Origin of the sequence: Lacinutrix gracilariae (assembly GCF_042684485.1) — a bacterium.
Lineage (GTDB): Bacteria > Bacteroidota > Bacteroidia > Flavobacteriales > Flavobacteriaceae > Oceanihabitans > Oceanihabitans gracilariae.
The window spans coordinates 266,206-285,164 of the sequence record NZ_JBHULM010000001.1; the positions used below are offsets into that span (position 1 = coordinate 266,206).

The 18,959-nt window shown below is 31.2% G+C and carries 16 protein-coding genes; 13 read left to right on the forward strand and 3 right to left on the reverse strand.

The window, feature by feature from the left end; genetic code table 11:
- Positions 1–62 precede the first annotated feature (62 nt).
- The 3 genes from ACFSSB_RS01140 (at position 63) to ACFSSB_RS01150 (ending at position 3,360) form a co-directional block, all read left to right on the forward strand.
- Positions 63–1,670 carry a T9SS type A sorting domain-containing protein gene (locus ACFSSB_RS01140; RefSeq protein ID WP_379900061.1) on the forward strand — a complete coding sequence of 536 codons (1,608 nt, stop codon included), beginning with the start codon at positions 63–65 and terminating at the stop codon, positions 1,668–1,670.
- Between the two features lie 72 nt (positions 1,671–1,742).
- A complete protein-coding gene (locus ACFSSB_RS01145; protein ID WP_379900063.1) occupies positions 1,743–3,200 on the forward strand; it encodes an NAD(P)/FAD-dependent oxidoreductase in 1,458 nt (485 codons plus the stop codon).
- 22 nt (positions 3,201–3,222) lie between these two features.
- Positions 3,223–3,360, forward strand: coding sequence for a hypothetical protein (locus tag ACFSSB_RS01150; RefSeq protein WP_379900065.1), 138 nt, complete (start codon positions 3,223–3,225; stop codon positions 3,358–3,360).
- 108 nt (positions 3,361–3,468) lie between these two features.
- On the opposite strand, the gene pncA is transcribed toward ACFSSB_RS01150, so the two are convergent.
- From pncA to ACFSSB_RS01165, 3 genes are all read right to left on the reverse strand, one after another.
- A complete protein-coding gene (gene pncA, locus ACFSSB_RS01155; protein ID WP_379900067.1) occupies positions 3,469–4,077 on the reverse strand; it encodes a bifunctional nicotinamidase/pyrazinamidase in 609 nt (202 codons plus the stop codon).
- Positions 4,078–4,115: 38 nt separating this feature from the next.
- Positions 4,116–5,513: a nicotinate phosphoribosyltransferase gene (locus ACFSSB_RS01160; RefSeq protein WP_379900069.1), complete on the reverse strand. Its 1,398-nt coding sequence runs from the start codon at positions 5,511–5,513 to the stop codon at positions 4,116–4,118.
- A 497-nt stretch (positions 5,514–6,010) separates the two neighbouring features.
- Positions 6,011–7,009 carry a metal-dependent hydrolase gene (locus tag ACFSSB_RS01165; protein WP_379900071.1) on the reverse strand — a complete coding sequence of 333 codons (999 nt, stop codon included), beginning with the start codon at positions 7,007–7,009 and terminating at the stop codon, positions 6,011–6,013.
- A gap of 132 nt (positions 7,010–7,141) precedes the next feature.
- Between ACFSSB_RS01165 and ACFSSB_RS01170 the strand changes: the two genes are divergently transcribed.
- From ACFSSB_RS01170 to ACFSSB_RS01215, 10 genes are all read left to right on the forward strand, one after another.
- Positions 7,142–8,449 carry a TolC family protein gene (locus ACFSSB_RS01170; RefSeq protein WP_379900073.1) on the forward strand — a complete coding sequence of 436 codons (1,308 nt, stop codon included), beginning with the start codon at positions 7,142–7,144 and terminating at the stop codon, positions 8,447–8,449.
- A 112-nt stretch (positions 8,450–8,561) separates the two neighbouring features.
- Positions 8,562–9,638 carry an efflux RND transporter periplasmic adaptor subunit gene (locus ACFSSB_RS01175; protein ID WP_379900075.1) on the forward strand — a complete coding sequence of 359 codons (1,077 nt, stop codon included), beginning with the start codon at positions 8,562–8,564 and terminating at the stop codon, positions 9,636–9,638.
- 227 nt (positions 9,639–9,865) lie between these two features.
- Positions 9,866–13,060, forward strand: coding sequence for an efflux RND transporter permease subunit (locus ACFSSB_RS01180; protein WP_379900077.1), 3,195 nt, complete (start codon positions 9,866–9,868; stop codon positions 13,058–13,060).
- 87 nt (positions 13,061–13,147) lie between these two features.
- Positions 13,148–13,453, forward strand: a complete 306-nt coding sequence (locus ACFSSB_RS01185) for a hypothetical protein (protein ID WP_379900079.1) — start codon at positions 13,148–13,150, stop codon at positions 13,451–13,453.
- Between the two features lie 17 nt (positions 13,454–13,470).
- The gene (locus tag ACFSSB_RS01190; RefSeq protein WP_379900081.1) at positions 13,471–13,680 is read left to right on the forward strand and encodes a YgaP family membrane protein; all 210 of its coding nucleotides are present in this window, start codon (positions 13,471–13,473) and stop codon (positions 13,678–13,680) included.
- Positions 13,681–13,777: 97 nt separating this feature from the next.
- Complete coding sequence (locus ACFSSB_RS01195) at positions 13,778–14,332, forward strand: YeeE/YedE family protein (protein WP_379900083.1); 555 nt, start codon at positions 13,778–13,780, stop codon at positions 14,330–14,332.
- 7 nt (positions 14,333–14,339) lie between these two features.
- Entirely contained in the window at positions 14,340–14,753 is a 414-nt protein-coding gene (locus tag ACFSSB_RS01200) for a YeeE/YedE family protein (protein ID WP_379900085.1), read from the forward strand.
- A gap of 72 nt (positions 14,754–14,825) precedes the next feature.
- Complete coding sequence (locus tag ACFSSB_RS01205) at positions 14,826–15,164, forward strand: DUF4870 domain-containing protein (RefSeq protein ID WP_379900087.1); 339 nt, start codon at positions 14,826–14,828, stop codon at positions 15,162–15,164.
- A gap of 163 nt (positions 15,165–15,327) precedes the next feature.
- Entirely contained in the window at positions 15,328–18,198 is a 2,871-nt protein-coding gene (locus ACFSSB_RS01210; protein WP_379900089.1) for a sensor histidine kinase, read from the forward strand.
- 4 nt (positions 18,199–18,202) lie between these two features.
- Positions 18,203–18,955 carry a LytR/AlgR family response regulator transcription factor gene (locus ACFSSB_RS01215; RefSeq protein ID WP_379900091.1) on the forward strand — a complete coding sequence of 251 codons (753 nt, stop codon included), beginning with the start codon at positions 18,203–18,205 and terminating at the stop codon, positions 18,953–18,955.
- Positions 18,956–18,959 lie beyond the last annotated feature (4 nt).

Consider the following 18,959-nt stretch of genomic DNA (forward strand, 5'->3'; position numbering starts at 1 on the left):
AACAATTGATACACTTTTCAATTTTTATTAGCTCTATTTTTGGTTTTCTACTAAAAATCATTATGAAAAAATATTTAACACTCCCACTTTACATATTAGCATTTATAACATCATTTGCACAAGATCAATTCACAGTTCAAATAGAACCATTAACAATTACAAATGCACCTAACGTCCATTCTTTCTCTTGGGGAAAAACTAGTGATGATATGTGGGTAGTTATAGGAGGAAGAATAGATGGTTTACACCAAAGACAACCTTTTGCAGCGTTTCTGGAAAGCGATAACAATAAAAATGTTTATGTAATTGATCCAGTGGCTAACCAAACTTGGAGTACGTCTATTAGTGTATTGCAGACTTCTATGTTTGAACAATTACAAGCTACAAACCAAGAATTTACACAAAGAGGAAATTCACTATATATTGTAGGTGGTTATGGTTATAGTGCTACGCAAAATGACCATATTACGTATGATAAATTAACTGCAATAGACGTAGATGGTCTAGCAAATGCAGTTATAAATAATACAAGTATTGTTTCGTTTTTTAGACAAATATCCAATTCAAATTTTGCAGTTACAGGAGGACATTTAGGCTTATTAAATGATGTGTTTTATTTGTGTGGTGGACAATATTTTGAAGGCAGATATAATCCCATGGGACCAAATAATGGACCTGGATTTATTCAAAATTATACAGATGAAATTAGAACTTTTGAAATCAATGACGATGGTACAAATCTTTCCATAGTTAATTATTCTGCACAAAACGATACGAATAATTTACATAGAAGAGATTATAATATGTCTCCTCAAATTTTTCCAGATGGAACACAAGGGTTTACCATGTTTAGTGGCGTTTTTCAGCATACAGCGAATTTACCTTGGCTAAATAGTGTAGATGTTACAGATTCTGGTTATACAGTTAATAATACCTTTAATCAATATTTAAGCCAATACCATAGTGCTAAAACACCTATTTATGATGCTACAAATAATATTATGCATACCATCTTTTTTGGAGGAATGAGTCAATATAAATTAGACGTAAATGATAATCTTGTGCAGGATGATAATGTGCCTTTTATAAAAACTATAAGTAAAGTTTCCAGATTTAGTGATGGATCGATGGTAGAAAGTAGTTTAGATATAGAAATGCCAACATTTTTAGGTTCTGGATCAGAATTTATACCATTAAATAACAATTCAAATTATTTAACTGGTAAAATAATAGATATCAATAATTTACAAGAAGGTATTACACATGTTGGATATATTTTTGGAGGTATTGAAAGTACACAAGAAAATATTTTCTTTATTAATAATGGTACACAGAGTAGTGCGAGTAATTTAGCTTTTAAAGTGTTTATTAATAAATCTACTTTAGGTATAGATGAAGTTGCATTAAATCAAAATAATATCTATAATATAAAAGTGTATCCAAATCCATCTAAAGGTGTTTTTTCTATTGAAGTTTTTATTCCTAATACAGAGGAAACTATATTAGAAGTTTATGATCTTTTAGGAAAAAAAGTGAAATCTGTAACTATTGAAAAATCTATTGGGTTAAAAACAATTCCTTTAGATTTATCAAAAATGGCTTCTGGAGAGTATGTAATTATATTAAAAAATAAAGCAAATAAAATTGAGAGAAAAATAATTAAACTATAATTTTTCCTTAATGTAACAAAAGTAACTGTAGAGTGTTTACATGGATATTATCTTTACATAAAAATAAAAATCATGTCTAAAATTGTCATTTTAGGAGCGGGAATTTCTGGTCACGTTGCAGCAACTCATTTACGTAGAAAACTTTCAAAAAAACATGAAGTTGTTGTAGTATCACCTAATAGTAATTACCAATGGATTCCGTCTAATATTTGGGTAGGAATTGGTAGAATGAAATCAGAAAAAATATTATTTCCATTAGCTCCTTTATATAAAAAGAAAGGAATAGAGTTTAAGCAAGCTAAAGCAATTTCGTTTTTTCCAGAAGGAGATAAAACAGAACAAAAACCGTATGTTTTATCCGAATATGTTACAGGTGAAAATAAAGGAAAACAAGAAAAAGTAACCTATGATTATTTAATAAATGCTACAGGACCAAAATTAAATTTTGAAGCTACAGAAGGTTTAATTCCTGGTAAAAATAAAGCCTATTCGGTTTGTACTTATACGCATGCAGATCATGCTTGGCAAGGTTTAAGTGCTTTAATTGAACAAATGAAAGCTGGTAAAAAGGCCAAAATTTTAATTGGTACAGGACACGCAAAATCAACCTGTCAAGGTGCTGCTTTTGAATACATTTTAAATGTAGAACAAGAATTACGTAAACATAAAGTTCGTGATATGGCCGAAGTAACATGGATTTCTAACGAATATCAATTAGGAGATTTCGGGATGGATGGTATGTTGTTAAGTTACGGAAGCTTGTCTATGAAATCGCATGAAATGATTGAAATGATCTTTGAAGATAGAGACATTAAATGGATTCTAGGAGCAGGAGTAAATAAAATTGAAGATGGTGTAGCACATTATGAAAACCTAGAAGGAGAATATAAAACCGAAGATTATGATTTTGCTATGTTAATACCTTCGTTTTCGGGTCATGGTTTTAAAGCTTATGATAAAAATGAAAACGATATTACAGAAAAATTGTTTCGTGGGTTTATGGTTGTAGATGCAGATTATACACCAAAACCTTATGAAAAATGGTCGGTAAAAGATTGGCCTGAAACCTATCAAAACCCTAGTTATAAAAATATTTTTGCACCAGGAATTGCATTTGCACCTCCTCACGCTATTTCTAAACCACGAAAAAGCAAAAATGGTACAGATATTTCTCCTGCGCCACCACGTACAGGAATGCCTTCTGGAATTACCGCAAAATTGGTTGCAGATAATATAATAGATAGTATTAAAAGCGGAAAAGAGTCTTTAAACCATAAAGGTTCTTTAGGAAATATGGGAGCAGCTTGTATTGCTTCTGCAGGTTTCGGTATGACTACAGGAAGCGGAGTAAGTATTACTACGTATCCAATTGTTCCTGACTATGAAAAATATCCGAAAACACAAGGAAGACAATTAGGAAAAACCTTTGGTGAAATAGGTTTAGCAGGACACTGGTTAAAATTAGCTTTACACTATGCTTTTATTTATAAAGCAAAAATGAAACCATTTTGGTGGCTTATACCAGAATAAAAACGTTATAAAACATAAGATCATGACACAAAGAATTTCAAAATATCAAAGATTTAAAATGATGAATCCTATCATTCAGTTTTTCAAGTTTATTTATTTAAGTATAAAAATAATGCTTGTTGTAGCTGGAGGACATGGAGGCACAAGAAAAGCAAATTGATTTAATCGTTCGTTTTTGGTTAGTTAATGAAAAAGCATTTATAAGCAATTATAAGTGCTTTTTTTATACACAGTAGTATACCATATTAAAAGGAATCTATTTTTAGATTCACAATATATCTGCTGATGTAACCATTTTAATTCCCATAGCAACCATACTTTTTTTAAGTTTTTCAAACGCTTTAGTATCCAGTGCTTTGGAGGCGTCTTCAATAAAAAAACAAGAAAAGCCTTCTTTAACAGCGTCACGTACTGAAAAATACACACAAATATCAGCGGCTAAACCACATAGATAAAGCGCAGAGGTTCCTTTTTCTTTTAAATAACCAGCCAACCCTGTAGATTTTAAATGTCTGTTGTCATAAAAGGCACTATAGCTATCTATGGTTTTATCGGTTCCTTTTCTAAAAATAGTTTCTATTTTATTCGTATTTAAATCTGGATGAAACGCTGCACCTTCGGTTCCTTGTACACAATGATCTGGCCATAAGGTTTGTGGTACACCATGTATTTTAATTTCATCAAAATTAGATTTGCCTTCATGATTATTGGCAAAACTTACATGATCTCTAGGATGCCAATCTTGAGTAGCAACTATCAAATCAAATTTATCTTGTATGGCATTTATATTTGGTACAATTTCATTTCCGTAAGGAACAGGAAGTGATCCGTTGGGCATAAAATCGTTTTGTACATCGATGATGAGTAGCGTTTTCATAAATAGATTTTTAGTGGAAGTAGATTTGTTACGCTTGTTTAATGTTTGTGTTTTTTAATCAAAATGTCACGTTCTTTTTTTAGCGCTGAACTAAGTCCTATTTTGTAAATATGCGGATTTTGAAAACGTTTATATTCATTAGGAAGCTGTTTTAATCGCGATTGTGAAAATTCAGAAATTTCAGTAACAGATCGCGTAGGAACTATTCTTTTTCCATTTTTCATCACTTGTTCTAGTAAAGCTTCTTTTTTAAAAGCATGTAGTTCTAAACTTTTAGTAATATCAAAAGGATGTTCCATTAGTGTTACTTTTTCTTCCGAAGCCAGTGTTATCGCATCTGCTCCATAAAACATGCCGTTATCGTCTATCATTCGGTACACTTGCTTTTTAAAAGGAAGTGATATTTTAATAATATTTTCAGAAAGTTTAATTCTTGGTGTATCATTATATTCGGCTAATTTATACACACCATCTAATGCAGCATCTGGTTTTCCTGTGACCAAATTGGTACCAACACCATAAATATCAATAGGAGCACCTTGTTCTTTCAAACTTTTTATTACATATTCATCTAATTGGTTTGATACTACAATTTTTACATCATTTAAATTTGCAGCATCTAGTATAGCTCGAGTTTTTTTAGACAAATAGGCTAAATCACCACTATCTAAACGTACGCCTAACAATTGATCACCTCTTTTTTCCATTTCTTTGGCAACTGTAATAGCGTTAGGCAATCCGCTTTTAAGGGTATTGTAGGTATCAATTAAGAGCACACAGTTTTCTGGTCGCATTTTAGCAAAATCTCTAAAAGCTTGCAATTCATCCTCATAACTTTGTATAAAAGAGTGTGCCATGGTTCCTGAGGAAGAAATATTATAGTCTTCGGCAGCTTTAACATTACTTGTACTATCAAAACCACCAATAGCAGCTGCTCTAGAAGCATAGTAACCACCTGTAGCATGTGCACGACGTAAACCCATATCTAGTAGAATTCCATCTTTAGCGCTAAATTTTATCCTGCTGGCTTTTGTAGCAATTAAGGTTTGAAAATTAAGAATGTTTAGTAAAAGCGTTTCAATAATTTGCGCTTCTATAATATTGGCTTCTACTTGTAAAATTGGTCGGTTAGGAAATACAACATCACCTTCTTTACTAGAATAAATGTTTCCTTGAAAACGAAAGTTTTCTAGATAGTCTAAAAAGTCATTTTCAAATCCTTTTTGTTTTAAATAGGAAATATCGGATGCTGTAAACTCTAAAGTTTCAAGTATTTCTAATACGTCTTCTAGTCCAGCAAAAATAGAATAGCCACTATTAAAAGGATTGTGTCTAAAATAATAATCGAATACTGCTCGTCCATTGGGTTTTGTGCCAAAATAAACTTGTGCCATTGTAATTTGATAAAGGTCTGTATATGCAGCTGTAATATTCATGAGAATTTGAATTATATCTTTACAAAACACCTAAAATGATAAAGAAGTCTTGTTGTGAATTTTAAAAAAATAAAGGGATTAAATTTAAGGATATTTTGCCACTCAAAGAACGAAGATGTAAGAAATATTGTAAAAAGAAGCTGAAATAATAATTCTTTTCGTTGCGTAACATTAGTTACTGAGTGGTATTAAGTATTGCCTTAATTTTGTACTGTAAAATATGGTTTTGTTCTTCTTTATGCTGTTATAAACATGTTTTTTAAAACAGTAGAAGTATAGTTATGATACAAAGAATTTCAAAATATTAAAGGTTTAAAAGAATGTATCCTATCATTCTGTTTTTTCAAGTTTATTTAAGTATAAAAATAATGCTTGTTGTAGCAGGAAGAGATAGAGGTACTTTAAAGGTAAGCTGATGTGGTTATCAGTTTTTTTTTGGTTGATAGGTAAAAAGGCGTTTATAAATTTTATAGATGCCTTTTTCATTACAATTAGTGTTAATTGCCTTTTACACGTTGCCACAATTCGCTTAGTAATTTTTTTCCATCCCGATTGTTTTTAGGTTCTTCTGTAAAAGTAAGCTTACCAGAAGCATCTACATCTATTCTGTATTTAAAAACAAAGTTGTTAGATTTTGGTGTTATACTTAATAGCCCAAATCGTAAATCGTTAAAATAAAGGGTTTCCTTTTTTTGGGTAATCGTGTACCAACCTTCAGAAATAGCAATCATACGTTTTACGCTTTCTTCTTCAGTAAGATTTCCTAATAATTCATGGTTTTTAGGATAGCTATCAAAAGTGATAGGTTGCGAATCAAAAAACGAATAATTTCCTAATAAATAGGCATCTTCTGTTTCTACATTAGCACTCCAAAGTATGGTGTTTAAAGGCGAAGGTCTAGTGTCTAAATCTAAATAAGCAATATTTTGTGTTGCTAGAGCAGCTTCAAATTTACTGTATGCAATGCCTTTTAATAGAAAGGTTAGTAGTAAGTAAGAGGTACTTATTATTAAACCTAACTTGTTATAAAATTGACGTTTGTGTGCAGTGCGTTTTTGTAGCATTGCCAAAATTAAAAACACTAAAAAAGGCAATGTATATAAAGGGTCTATAACAAAAATAGTTTTAAATGCTAACCTTAAATCTAAAGGCCAAAATAATTGTGTTCCCCAAGTAGTATGTGCATCTAATATAGGATGTGTAACAAAAGCCCAAAAGAATAACCAGGACCAATCTTTAAAATTTTTATAGGTTTCATACCTAGAAACTAACCAACCCAAAATGGGCGCAAAAAGTACTGAAAAAACAATAGAATGTGTAAAACCTCTATGTATAGAAAGTGCGGTAACAGTATCTGTAAAGTAAGAAGCAAATACATCAAAATCAGGAATGGTTCCTGCAATTGCACCATAAAGCATGGCTTTGTTGCCAACTTTTTTACCTAAAACAACTTCTCCTACAGCTGCTCCTAATACTATTTGTGTTAATGAATCCATACAGCATACAAAAGTAAGTGATACTAGTATAACAACAATACAACTTTGTTTTTATGTCATTTTTACTTGGTAACTTATGTTACTGACTTCGGTGTTTTTCTAATGTACATTTGTACAGTAAATTAATGATTAATGAAAAAGTATATTTATAAAGCATTGTTGTTTTCTGTCTTCACAATTTCTGTGCAAGCACAAAATTTAGTACCTATTACTAAAACGGATGTTTTGGCAAAAGTGAATGAAAATAACACTAGTATCAAGATTTCTGAAGAAGAATTCAATCAAGCTAAAGCAGACTACAGTCAAACTAACGCTGTGTTTTTACCAAACATTACTGCAAGCCATACAGGAATTGCTACTACAAATCCGTTAATGGCTTTTGGTTCTAAATTAAACCAAGAAATATTAACACAAAATGATTTTAGTCCTGCATTATTAAATGATCCTTCGCAAATTGAAAATTACGCCACAAAGTTTGAGTTTCAACAACCATTAATAAATTTAGATGGTTTATATCAACGTAAGGCTGCCAAATCTAAAATGGAAGCGATGTCATTAAAAACAGCGCGCACACAAGATTATTTGGCCTTTGAAGTAGAAAAAGCGTATATGCAATTACAATTGGCTTATAAGGCAGTAGAGGTTTTAGAAAAAGCGTTAGAAGCAGCAAATGCCAATAAAAAATTAGCCGATAATAGTTTTAAACAAGGTTACCTACAACGTGCAGATGTTTTAAATGTAGAAGTACGTGTAACAGAAGTGCAAAACCAGTTGCAAGCAGCTAAAAGTAATGTGCAAAATGCATCCAATTATTTGTCTTTTTTAATGAATGATGACACTTATGTAATATACACACCAACCGATGCGCTAATGGTTGCTACGCTTCAAATAGAAGATAAAGAGGTTTCTAAAAATCGTTCAGATATTAAAGCCATGCAATTGGCATCTAATGCTTATGAAGCTATGAATAAAGCAGATAAAATGGCCTTTTTGCCAAGACTAAACGCTTTTGGTAGTTATGAGTTGTATGACGATCAAGTTTTTCAAGGGGATGCTAATGGATATTTGTTTGGAGCACAATTAAGTTGGGATATTTTTCAAGGTTCTAAACGCTTTGGAAAAGCGAAAAAAAGTAAAGCAGCCTTTGAAAAATCAAAACTAGAATACACACAATATGTATCACAAAGTAATTTAGAATTAAACAAAGCGAAGCGTGCTTTTTTAGATGCTGAAAATAAGTTGAAATTAACAACTTTAGCCTTAGAGCAATCGGAAGAATCTTTACGAATAAGAACCAATAGATTTAAAGAGGGTCTAGAAAAAACATCCGATTTATTAATGGCAGAAACCCAATATGCGCAGAAAGAATTAGAGTATTATCAAACCATTTTTGAATATAATTACGCGCAAGCATACTTACAATTTTTAACTAAAGAATAAAAGAAAAATAAGAGCATTAGAACCAAGAAACAGCTTTGGTTTTCTAGAGTCTAAATGTATAAATAGTTTCACACTAAGCTTGTCTAAGTGTCTTAAATAAAAAACAATAACCATGAAAAAAACATATACAATCCTAACACTTTCTGTAGCGCTATTAGTAGCAAGTTGTGGTAGTAAAGAAAAAACATCTGTTGTAGATAATACACCAGCAATTACTGTAAAAACCAGTCAGGTAGAAGCCAATACTAATAATCCGTTTTTGGCAGTTAGTGGAAAAATTCAAGCTGCAAACAGTGCTGATTTAAGTACTAGAATGATGGGTTATGTGAATAAAGTGTATGTAAATGTTGGTGATAAAGTACGTAAAGGACAATTATTGGTATCTATTAATAATGCCGATTTACAAGCTAAAAGAGCACAAGTAAACGCAAGTATTACCGAAGCAACAGCTGCTTTTAATAATGCACAAAAAGATTATAATCGTTTTAAAAACTTATTTGCAGATAATAGCGCATCACAAAAAGAAATGGATGATATGACTGCTAATTTTGAAATGGCTAAAGCGCGTTTAGAGTCTGCAAACCAAATGAAAAACGAAATAAATGCTCAATTTACCTATAGCAATATTACTGCGCCTTTTAGCGGAACAATAACAAGTAAAAATGTAGAAGCTGGTAATATGGCAAATCCTGGAGTGTCATTAATAAGTATGGAAAAACCAGGAAATTTTGAAGTGATGGCAATGGTTCCTGAAACAGAAATTTCAGCTATAAAAAACGGTGTTTTGGTAGACGTTTTGGTAAAATCCATTAACCAAACCATTAAAGGAAAAGTGGTAGAAGTAAGTACTTCTGCCAAAAATACTGGTGGACAATATTTAGTGAAAATAGAATTAGATAAAACCGATGCTAATATTTTATCAGGCATGTTTACTACAGTGCAATTTCCTATAGAACGTAAAGCAACATCGTCTATGGTTTTAATACCAGCAGATGCTATTGTTACCAACGGACAATTATCTGGTGTGTACACAGTAAGTGCAAGTAATACGGCGTTATTACGTTGGTTGCGTTTAGGTAGAACTTTTGGTGATCAAGTAGAAGTATTATCGGGTTTACGTGCAGACGAAGCTTACATTGTTTCTGCCGAAGGAAAACTGTTTAATGGTGCCAAAATTACAATTCAATAACTAATAAGTCGCGTTAAGGATAGAAACGACATCCTTTTTTACTTAACAAATATGTTGTCATTACGAGGAGTGCAACGACGTGGTAATCTCCCAATCGATTAAGAGATTGCCACAGCAAATAAAAATTTACTTCGCAATGACAGGTAAAAAAGATACAGTGTATAGCCTGTTAAAACGCCCAAAATATAAAGATTTCCATTGTCAATGGAATAAAAAAAGTAATAATTATGAAAGAAGGAATCGCAGGTAAAATTGCCAAAGTCTTTATGCAGTCAAAGCTTACAGTGCTTTTAATGATCGTGTTTATGGTTGTTGGTGTGTACAGTTCGTTTTTAATTCCGCGTGAAGAAGAACCACAAATTGATGTACCTATGGCTGATATTTTTGTTGGTTATCCTGGTGCAAGTCCTACCGAAGTAGAGTCGCGAGTAATTAAACCTTTAGAGCAATTAATCTCTAATATTAAAGGTGTAGAGTATGTGTATTCTACGTCTATGAAAGAGCAAGGTATGGTTATCGTGCAGTTTTATGTAGGCGAAGATATTGAACGTAGTTTTGTGAAATTATACAACGAAATTAATAAGCACATGGATCAAATGCCTGCAGGTGTTACGTTTCCGTTAGTAAAAACACGTGCTATTGATGATGTGCCAATGTTAGGATTAACGCTGTGGAGCGAAAACTACAACGACTACCAATTAAGCCAAATGGCACAAGAGTTAGAAGCTGAAATTAAAAAGGTAAACGACGTTGCTATTACGCATAAAATAGGAGGAAGAGATCGTCAATTACGTGTGGTTTTAGATAAAGATAAATTGGCTGCTAGCGGTTTAGATTTCTTGTCGGTTTCTGAAATGATTAAAGCAAATAATAGCCAATTAAGTGCTGGAAGTTTTGATAAAAGTGATACCGAGTTTTTAGTAAATACAGGTACCTTTTTAGCATCTGTAACAGATGTTGAAAATTTAGTTGTAGGTGTACAGCAAAACCAACCTATTTATTTAAAACAAGTAGCTAAAATTATTGATGGTCCAGAAGTACCACAAAACTACGTGAGTTTAGGTTTTGGAAAAGGTAGTGTAAAATCTGCCGAGTACAAATCGGAATATCCAGCAGTTACTATTTCTGTTGCTAAAAGAAAAGGTGCTGATGCTATGAAAATAGCAGAAGTAATTATAGATAAAGTAGACCATTTACGTACCAATTTAATTCCAGATGATGTACATGTAGAAATCACAAGAAATTATGGGGAAACTGCATCGCATAAGGTGTCAGAACTATTACTACACCTTATAGGTTCTATCTTTGCAGTAACCATTGTTGTTATGCTAGCTATGGGTTGGCGTGGTGGATTGGTCGTGTTTTTATCAGTGCCAATTACCTTTGCATTGACCTTGTTGAGTTACTTTATGATGGATTACACACTTAACCGAATTACTCTTTTTGCTTTAGTATTTGTAACCGGAATTGTAGTAGATGACTCGATAATTATTGCCGAAAACATGCATAGGCATTTCAAAATGAAACGACTGCCTTTTAAGCAAGCTGCTTTGTATGCTATTAATGAAGTTGGTAACCCAACCATTTTAGCAACATTTACGGTTATAGCTTCGGTTTTACCAATGGCTTTTGTTTCTGGATTAATGGGACCTTATATGGCACCTATGCCAATAGGAGCTTCTATAGCTATGATTTTATCTCTTTTTGTGGCATTAACCATTACACCATATTTAGGCTATATTTTCCTAAGAGAAAAAGATAAAAAAGGAGTAGAAGAAAAACCTGAAAAAGCAGTTGAAGACACGCTTATTTATAGAGTTTATAACAAGTTTGAAAGACCTCTTTTAGAAAGCAAAGGAAAACGATGGTTGTTTTTAGGAGGAACTTTTGTAATTCTTATAGGAACTATGTTCTTGTTTTATACCAATTCTGTGGCTGTAAAAATGTTACCTTTTGATAATAAGAATGAGTTTCAAGTTGTAATTGATATGCCAGAAGGAACTACGCTAGAACGTACAGGTGTTGTGGCGCAAGAAATTTCACAATATTTATCTACGCGACCAGAAGTAGTAAATTATCAAAATTATGTTGGTACTTCTGCACCAATTACATTTAATGGTTTGGTACGTCATTATGATTTACGTGGAGGCTCTAATATGGCAGATATTCAAGTAAATTTATTAGATAAAGAATCACGTTCTGCGCAAAGTCATGATATTGCTAAATTATTACGTCCAGATATTCAAAAAATAGCAGAAAAGTATCATACCAATGTGAAGTTGGTAGAGGTGCCACCAGGACCTCCTGTTCTTTCTACAATTGTTGCAGAAGTGTATGGGCCAGATTATAACGAGCAAATAAAAGTAGCAAATCATGTTCAAGATATCTTAAAAAACACAGCAGATGTGGTAGATATTGATTGGATGGTTGAAGATGATCAAACCGAATACCAATTTGAGATAAACAAAGAAAAAGCCATGTTATATGGCGTTGCACCACAGCAAATTGCATATACCATGAATATGGCCTTATCTAACAGAGCCATTACTAATTTGTATGATGAAGATGCTGTAAACCAAGTTGGTTTAGTGCTTTCTTTAGATGAAAAAGAAAAATCTACCATTACTGATATTGCGCAATTAAAAGTAAAATCGAAACAAGGTAATATGGTTCCTATTGCAGATTTGGTAAGTATAACAGAAACCACTTCAGCAAAAAGTATTTATCGTAAAAACCAAAAACGAGTAGTGTATGTTATGGCAGATATGGCTGGAGAGTTAGAAAGTCCTGCTTATGCTATTTTAGGAATGGAAGAAAAATTAAAAGAAATACCATTACCTAAAGGCTATACTATTAATGAAATGTATTTAGGTCAACCAGAATTTGAAGATGATTATACCGTAAAATGGGATGGAGAATGGCAAATTACCTTAGAAGTTTTTAGAGATTTAGGAATAGCCTTTTTAGGCGCCATTATTCTTATTTATATCTTAATTGTAGGATGGTTTCAAAACTTTAAAGCACCAATTGTTATGATGGTAGCTATACCATTGTCTTTAATAGGAATTATTCTTGGTCACTGGATTATGGGAGCATTCTTTACAGCTACTTCATTTATTGGTATGATTGCTTTAGCAGGAATTATGGTAAGAAACTCTGTGCTGTTAATAGACTTTATTAATTTAAGAATAGCAGAAGGTGTACCTATTAAACAAGCTGCAATTGAAGCAGGAGCAGTGCGTACTACACCTATTTTGTTAACAGCAGGAACGGTTGTAATTGGAGCATTTGTAATACTATTTGATCCTATTTTTCAAGGATTAGCAATTTCATTAATGGGAGGAACTATTGTGTCTACAGTATTAACCTTATTGGTTGTTCCGTTAGTGTACTATATGATAGAAAAAAAGAACTATAAATAATCAATTTTCTCACAGATGTAGCAAGCTAATAGCAGGTTTATTTTCTGCTTGCCTTTGTTAAATCTGTGGGAAACAAAAAGTAGAAATATGAAATTAGTCATAGTTACAGCAGTTGAAGCATTTCAAAAAGAGGTTTTAAATCTTTTTAAAAAAGCCAATATTCAAAATTTTAGTAGTTCTGATATTGATGGTTTTAAAAATGGTCCATCAATAGCCATGGCTTCTAGTTGGTTTCCTGGTGATGCTTTTGGTAATGAATCGCGTTTGTTTTTCTCGTTTGCCGAAGCCGAAAATATTGATACGTTATTCGGTTTAATACAAGAATTTAACGCAAAATTAGAAACCAATAATCCTTTAAAAGCGGTTGTGGTTCCTATTGAAAAATTTATATAAACTTAAAAAATAATAAAATGTTAAATACATATTTTCGAGTTATCGTTGGTACAATGGTATTACTAAGTGTGGTACTTACGGTTTATGTAAACCCTAATTGGATGTGGTTTACTGTATTTATTGGTGTTAACCTAATTCAGTCTGCCTTTACCAAATGGTGTTTATTAGAAACTATTTTGGTGAAATTAGGTGTAAAAAAAGAAGCTTCAGGTTGTAGTATAAAATAATAAGCAAAGAAGGCTTGTGGTATATCCTATTTATTTAATAGGATAAAATTTCTGTAAATTAGTTTGTAGCATGTATTTTTGCATTAAAAATTAGTTTATGGAATTTTTAATGCAACCTTGGCCTTGGTATTTATCCGGTTTTTTAATAGCATGTACCATGCTTGTTCTCTTGTTAATGGGGAAAAAATTTGGAATGTCTTCAAACTTAAAGACTTTTTGTTCGGTGTGTGGAGCTGGTAAAGTGAGTTCTTTTTTTCAGTTTGATTGGAAAGCAGATCGATGGAATTTACTTGTAGTAGTAGGAGCAATGCTTGGTGGTTTTGTAGCTGCTAATTTTTTGTCTAATGGCGATATTCCAGCTATTAGTGAAGCTACAAAGGATTCATTAGCTTCATTACATATCTCGTCTGATAATGAATATTTACCTAAAGAGTTATTTTCTATTTCCGCGTTAAGCGATATTAAAACTATTTTAATATTAGTGGTAGGAGGTATACTTATTGGTTTTGGAGCTCGTTATGCTGGAGGTTGTACTTCTGGTCACGCTATTTCTGGCTTAAGTAATTTACAGTTGCCTTCTTTAATTGCTGTAATTGGCTTCTTTATTGGAGGATTAATTATGATACACGTATTATTCCCTTTAATCTTTTAGTATTGTTATGAAGCATTTAGTTTATATTCTTATTGGTTTTTTCTTTGGTGTAATTATGTACAAATCAGAAGCTGCTTCTTGGTTTCGTATTTATGAAATGTTTCGTTTTGAATCTTTTCACATGTATGGAATAATAGGAACCGCTTTAGCATTTGGTGTTTTATTTGTACAAATAATAAAAAGATATAATATCAAGTCTTTTGATGGTAAGCCAATTGTAATTCTTCCTAAAGAAAAATCATTTTCTAGATATATTGTTGGTGGAATTCTTTTTGGATTAGGTTGGGCTCTAGCAGGCGCTTGTCCTGGACCAATATTTGTACTTGTAGGTGCAGGATATTTACCAATTATTATTGTTTTACTCTCAGCAATACTCGGTACTTTTTTATATGGTTTATTAAAAGATAAGCTACCACATTAATAATTTTCTTGTTTTATGTAACAATTTTTTGTCTTGTGCGTCTTATAAATATCAATCAATAATTCAATCATCATGAGACAAGACAAACAACTTTTAGTTATTACGCACTTAAGCCAACTAATTACTTTAGTTACTGGTTTTGGTAGTTTAATAGTACCACTTATTCTTTGGGCTACCCAAAAAGAAAAAGTGCAAGAAATGGATGCACATGGTAAAAATATTATTAATTTTCAGTTAAGCTTAATTGTATACTGCATTATTTGTGTGCCATTAATTTTATTATTTGGCTTAGGCATTTTAGGCTTTATTGTATTAGGAATTATAGCTATTGTTTTTCCTATTGTAAATGCTATAAAAGCAAGCAATGGCGAAACACCAACATATCCTTTATCTTTTAATTTTATTAGTTAGTTAATTACTTAGATAAAGAAAAACGCAACCTGAAAAGGTTGCGTTTTTTGTTTTAGAAGAAAATAACTTGCTTACAGAAAAAAATAAATAAGGTTTCGTGATTTAATATTAAGTTTGTTAATTGATAGTTATGTTTCGTTATTTTTACTACATATTCGCCATAATGTTTTCATTTGCTTTACAAGCACAAAACCCTGTTTTTGAGCATATGGCAAATGTTTCAGAGCTTCCTGATGTTGAGTTTTATGATGTACTTGAAGATGAAGAAAACTACATATGGTTAGCAGCAGATAAAGGTTTATATCGCTATAACGGACAATCTTACCAACGTTTTAGCCATCCAGACCAAAAAGCAAACTCCTTATTTCAATTAAAATTAGACAGCAATGGTGTTTTGTGGTGTAATAATATTTACGGACAAATTTTTTATGTAGAAAACAATTCATTAAAACTGTTTTATGATGCTAGTAACTTGGTGAAAGGACAACTAGCAACGTATATGTTTTTTAATAATAGCATTCGGTTATTTACTATAACAGGTGTTTATGATATTGATAAAATAAGTAAAAATATTACGAAACCATTTGAAGGTATATGTCTTAGTGCTTCTAGCTATAACAAGACTAGTTACGTATTTGCTATTACTTTAGAAGGTGCATTAGAAAAACATTGTATTTATAAATTAGACAGTACAAAAAAAACGAAAATATTAGAAATAGAAGGTCTACAAACGATACAGTCTCCTAAATTATTTGCTTTTAAAAAAGATGTTTTTTTTACGTATAAAAGTCAGCAAGGCAATATTGTTTATCTTATTAATAAAGATAGCAATACCACAAAAAAAATTAAAACACCAGATTATTTAAAAGACGAAACTATTTATAATCTTTTAAAGTTTGAAAATAACTATTGGTTTTTAACTACTTCAGGAGTGTTTGTTTACCAATATGCTAATGAAAAATTGCTATTTAAAGAGCAGCTTTTTAAAACGGAATCTATTACAGATGTTATAAGAGATTTTAATAATAATTATTGGTTTACAACATTAGATAATGGCGTGTTTGTATCTCCAAATTTAAACATTAGAAGCGTAGAACTAAATACTTTGTCTTCAAAAATAACAGCCTCTTGTACATTGCCAAATAATCAATTTGTACTAGGAACTAATAATGGTAAATTATTGTTTTATAATACATCTACACTTTATAAAACGCTACAACTACCAGGAAAAAAAATTATAGGAAATTTATTTTATGATGCAAAAAAGCAACAATTAATAGTAAGTATTAATGCTTCAGAATCTTTTGTAATTGATTTAACAAAGGATGAAATAAAAGATACGGTTAATAAATTTTCTGTAGCAAAAGCATTTTCTAAAATAGATGATAATACCTTGTTTTACGGAAATTATAAGGAAGGTATTATTTACAACAAACCGTTTTCTCAAACTCAAAAAAAAGTAATACGTTCTAGTCGTGTAAAAGCTTCTGTAGTAACTAACAAGATGCTTTTTGTTGCCTATATTGACGGGTTGTTTACTTATAATTTAAACAACTTTTCTTCTAAAGAAATACAGTTTAACAATAAAAAACTATTGGTAAACTCTATTGCTAAAACCGAAAATACAGTATGGTTAGCAACACAACACAATGGCTTACTATATTATAAAGACAAAAAAATATTTCAAGCACCTTTTCAGTTTACAAAACAAATAGAAATTAGTAACTTAAAATCAGATGGTATTTTCTTATGGATCTCTACAGAAAAAGGACTTTATAGGTATAATACTAAAACCAATAATTTAAAAGCGTTAAATGCTCAAGATGGTTTAAATGCTGTAGTAAACAATTTTATAATTCTTCAAGATTACATCATTGTTACTTTACCTAAATGGTTTTATATACTACCAAAAACCAATGTTTTATTTAAAGAATTTAATACCTCTAAAGTTAGGGTAGAAGCAGTACGTATTAATGATAAAGATACCATTGTGCAACCCAATTATAAATTACCTTATCATCTTAATAAAATTGGATTAAGATTTAATTCTAACGGATTTCAATCCAATCAAAATGTAATTTATAAATATCGAGTACAACAGATAGATAGTAGTTGGCAATCTATTCCTGCTAATACACAATCGGTTCAGTTTAATAGTTTACCAAATGGTAAGTATACTTTTGAACTTAAGGCTAAAAATGTAAGCGCTACAAATGCTGTTTTTGCAACACCAATAACCTTTGTTATAACTAAGCCTTTTTGGCAAACCTATTGGTTTTACACCATGATTTTATTGGCTGTAATTACAATGATTTGGTTGTATTTTAGATGGCGTTTAAAACAAAAAGAAAACCAACGTATTATAGAAATAGATAAGATTTTAATGGATAAAAAAATAACCAATTTACGGTTAGAAAATTTACGTTCGCAAATGAATCCGCATTTTATATTTAATGCCTTAAACTCCATTCAAGATTATATTATTTCTAATGAAAAAGAATTAGCAAGTTCTTATTTAGTTAAATTTAGTCGTTTAATAAGAATCTACTTAGATTACAGTCAGCAAAACGAAATAACGCTACAGCAAGAATTAAATGCTTTAAAACTGTATTTAGAATTAGAAAAGGTGCGTTTTGAAGAAGAACTAGATTACTGCGTTAAAATAGATGAACGTTTAAAAACAAATCAAATAAAAGTCCCTTCATTATTTATACAACCTTATGTAGAAAATGCTTTAAAACACGGTTTATTACACAAGCCAAACGATAGAAAACTACTAGTTGAGGCCAAGATAATTGAGCAAAATAAATTACAAATAACGATTGAAGATAATGGTATTGGTCGTGTACAATCTGAAAAAATAAAGCGTGCTAATTTACAGCATAAACCCTTTGCAACTAAAGCTAATGAAGAACGCGTTCACCTTTATAAAAATAAATTAAAACGAGATATAACCATAGCTATTGAAGATTTATATGATGCAAATCAAACTCCTTCAGGAACCAAAGTGGTTATAACAATGCCTATACCATAAGATTATGAAAGCCATTATAATAGACGACGAAAAACGAGCAAGAAATTTATTATCTAACCTCATAACAGCGCATTGTGCAAGTATTACTAGTATTAAAGAAGCACAAGATTTAGCCTCAGGAGTAGAATTAATTAAAGCATCAAAACCAGATGTGGTATTTTTAGATATTGAAATGCCAAACCAATCTGGATTAGATATTTTAGAATACTTTCCTGGTAAAATTGATTTTAAAATCATTTTTGTAACTGCTTACAATCAATTTGCTATAGAAGCTTTCAAATTATCTGCTGTAGATTATCTGTTAAAACCGGTAGATACCAACGAGTTAAAAGAAGCAGTAGCAAAAGCCGAAGAAGCGATAAAAGCTAACAATTTAAACGACCAATTAAATAAGTTACGCGATTCGTTAAAGCAACTGTCTATAGATAAAATTGCTTTAGAAATCCCTAAAGGGATCATGTTTGCATCACATAATGACATTGTGTATTTTGAAGCCGATGGTATGTACACCAACGTGCTACTTATTGATGGTAAACAAAAAACCATTTGCAAGCCGTTAAAGCATTTTGTAGAACAACTAGAACGTAATGCCATGTTTTTTAAATGTCATCGATCGTATTTAATCAATCTAAAATATGTGGACGAATTGGTAAAAGACGATGGTGATTATTTATTAATGGCAAACAAGAAACGTATTCCTATTTCCAAATCTAAACGCGATCAATTTTTAGAAGTCATCAAGGAAACGTTTATGTGATTGT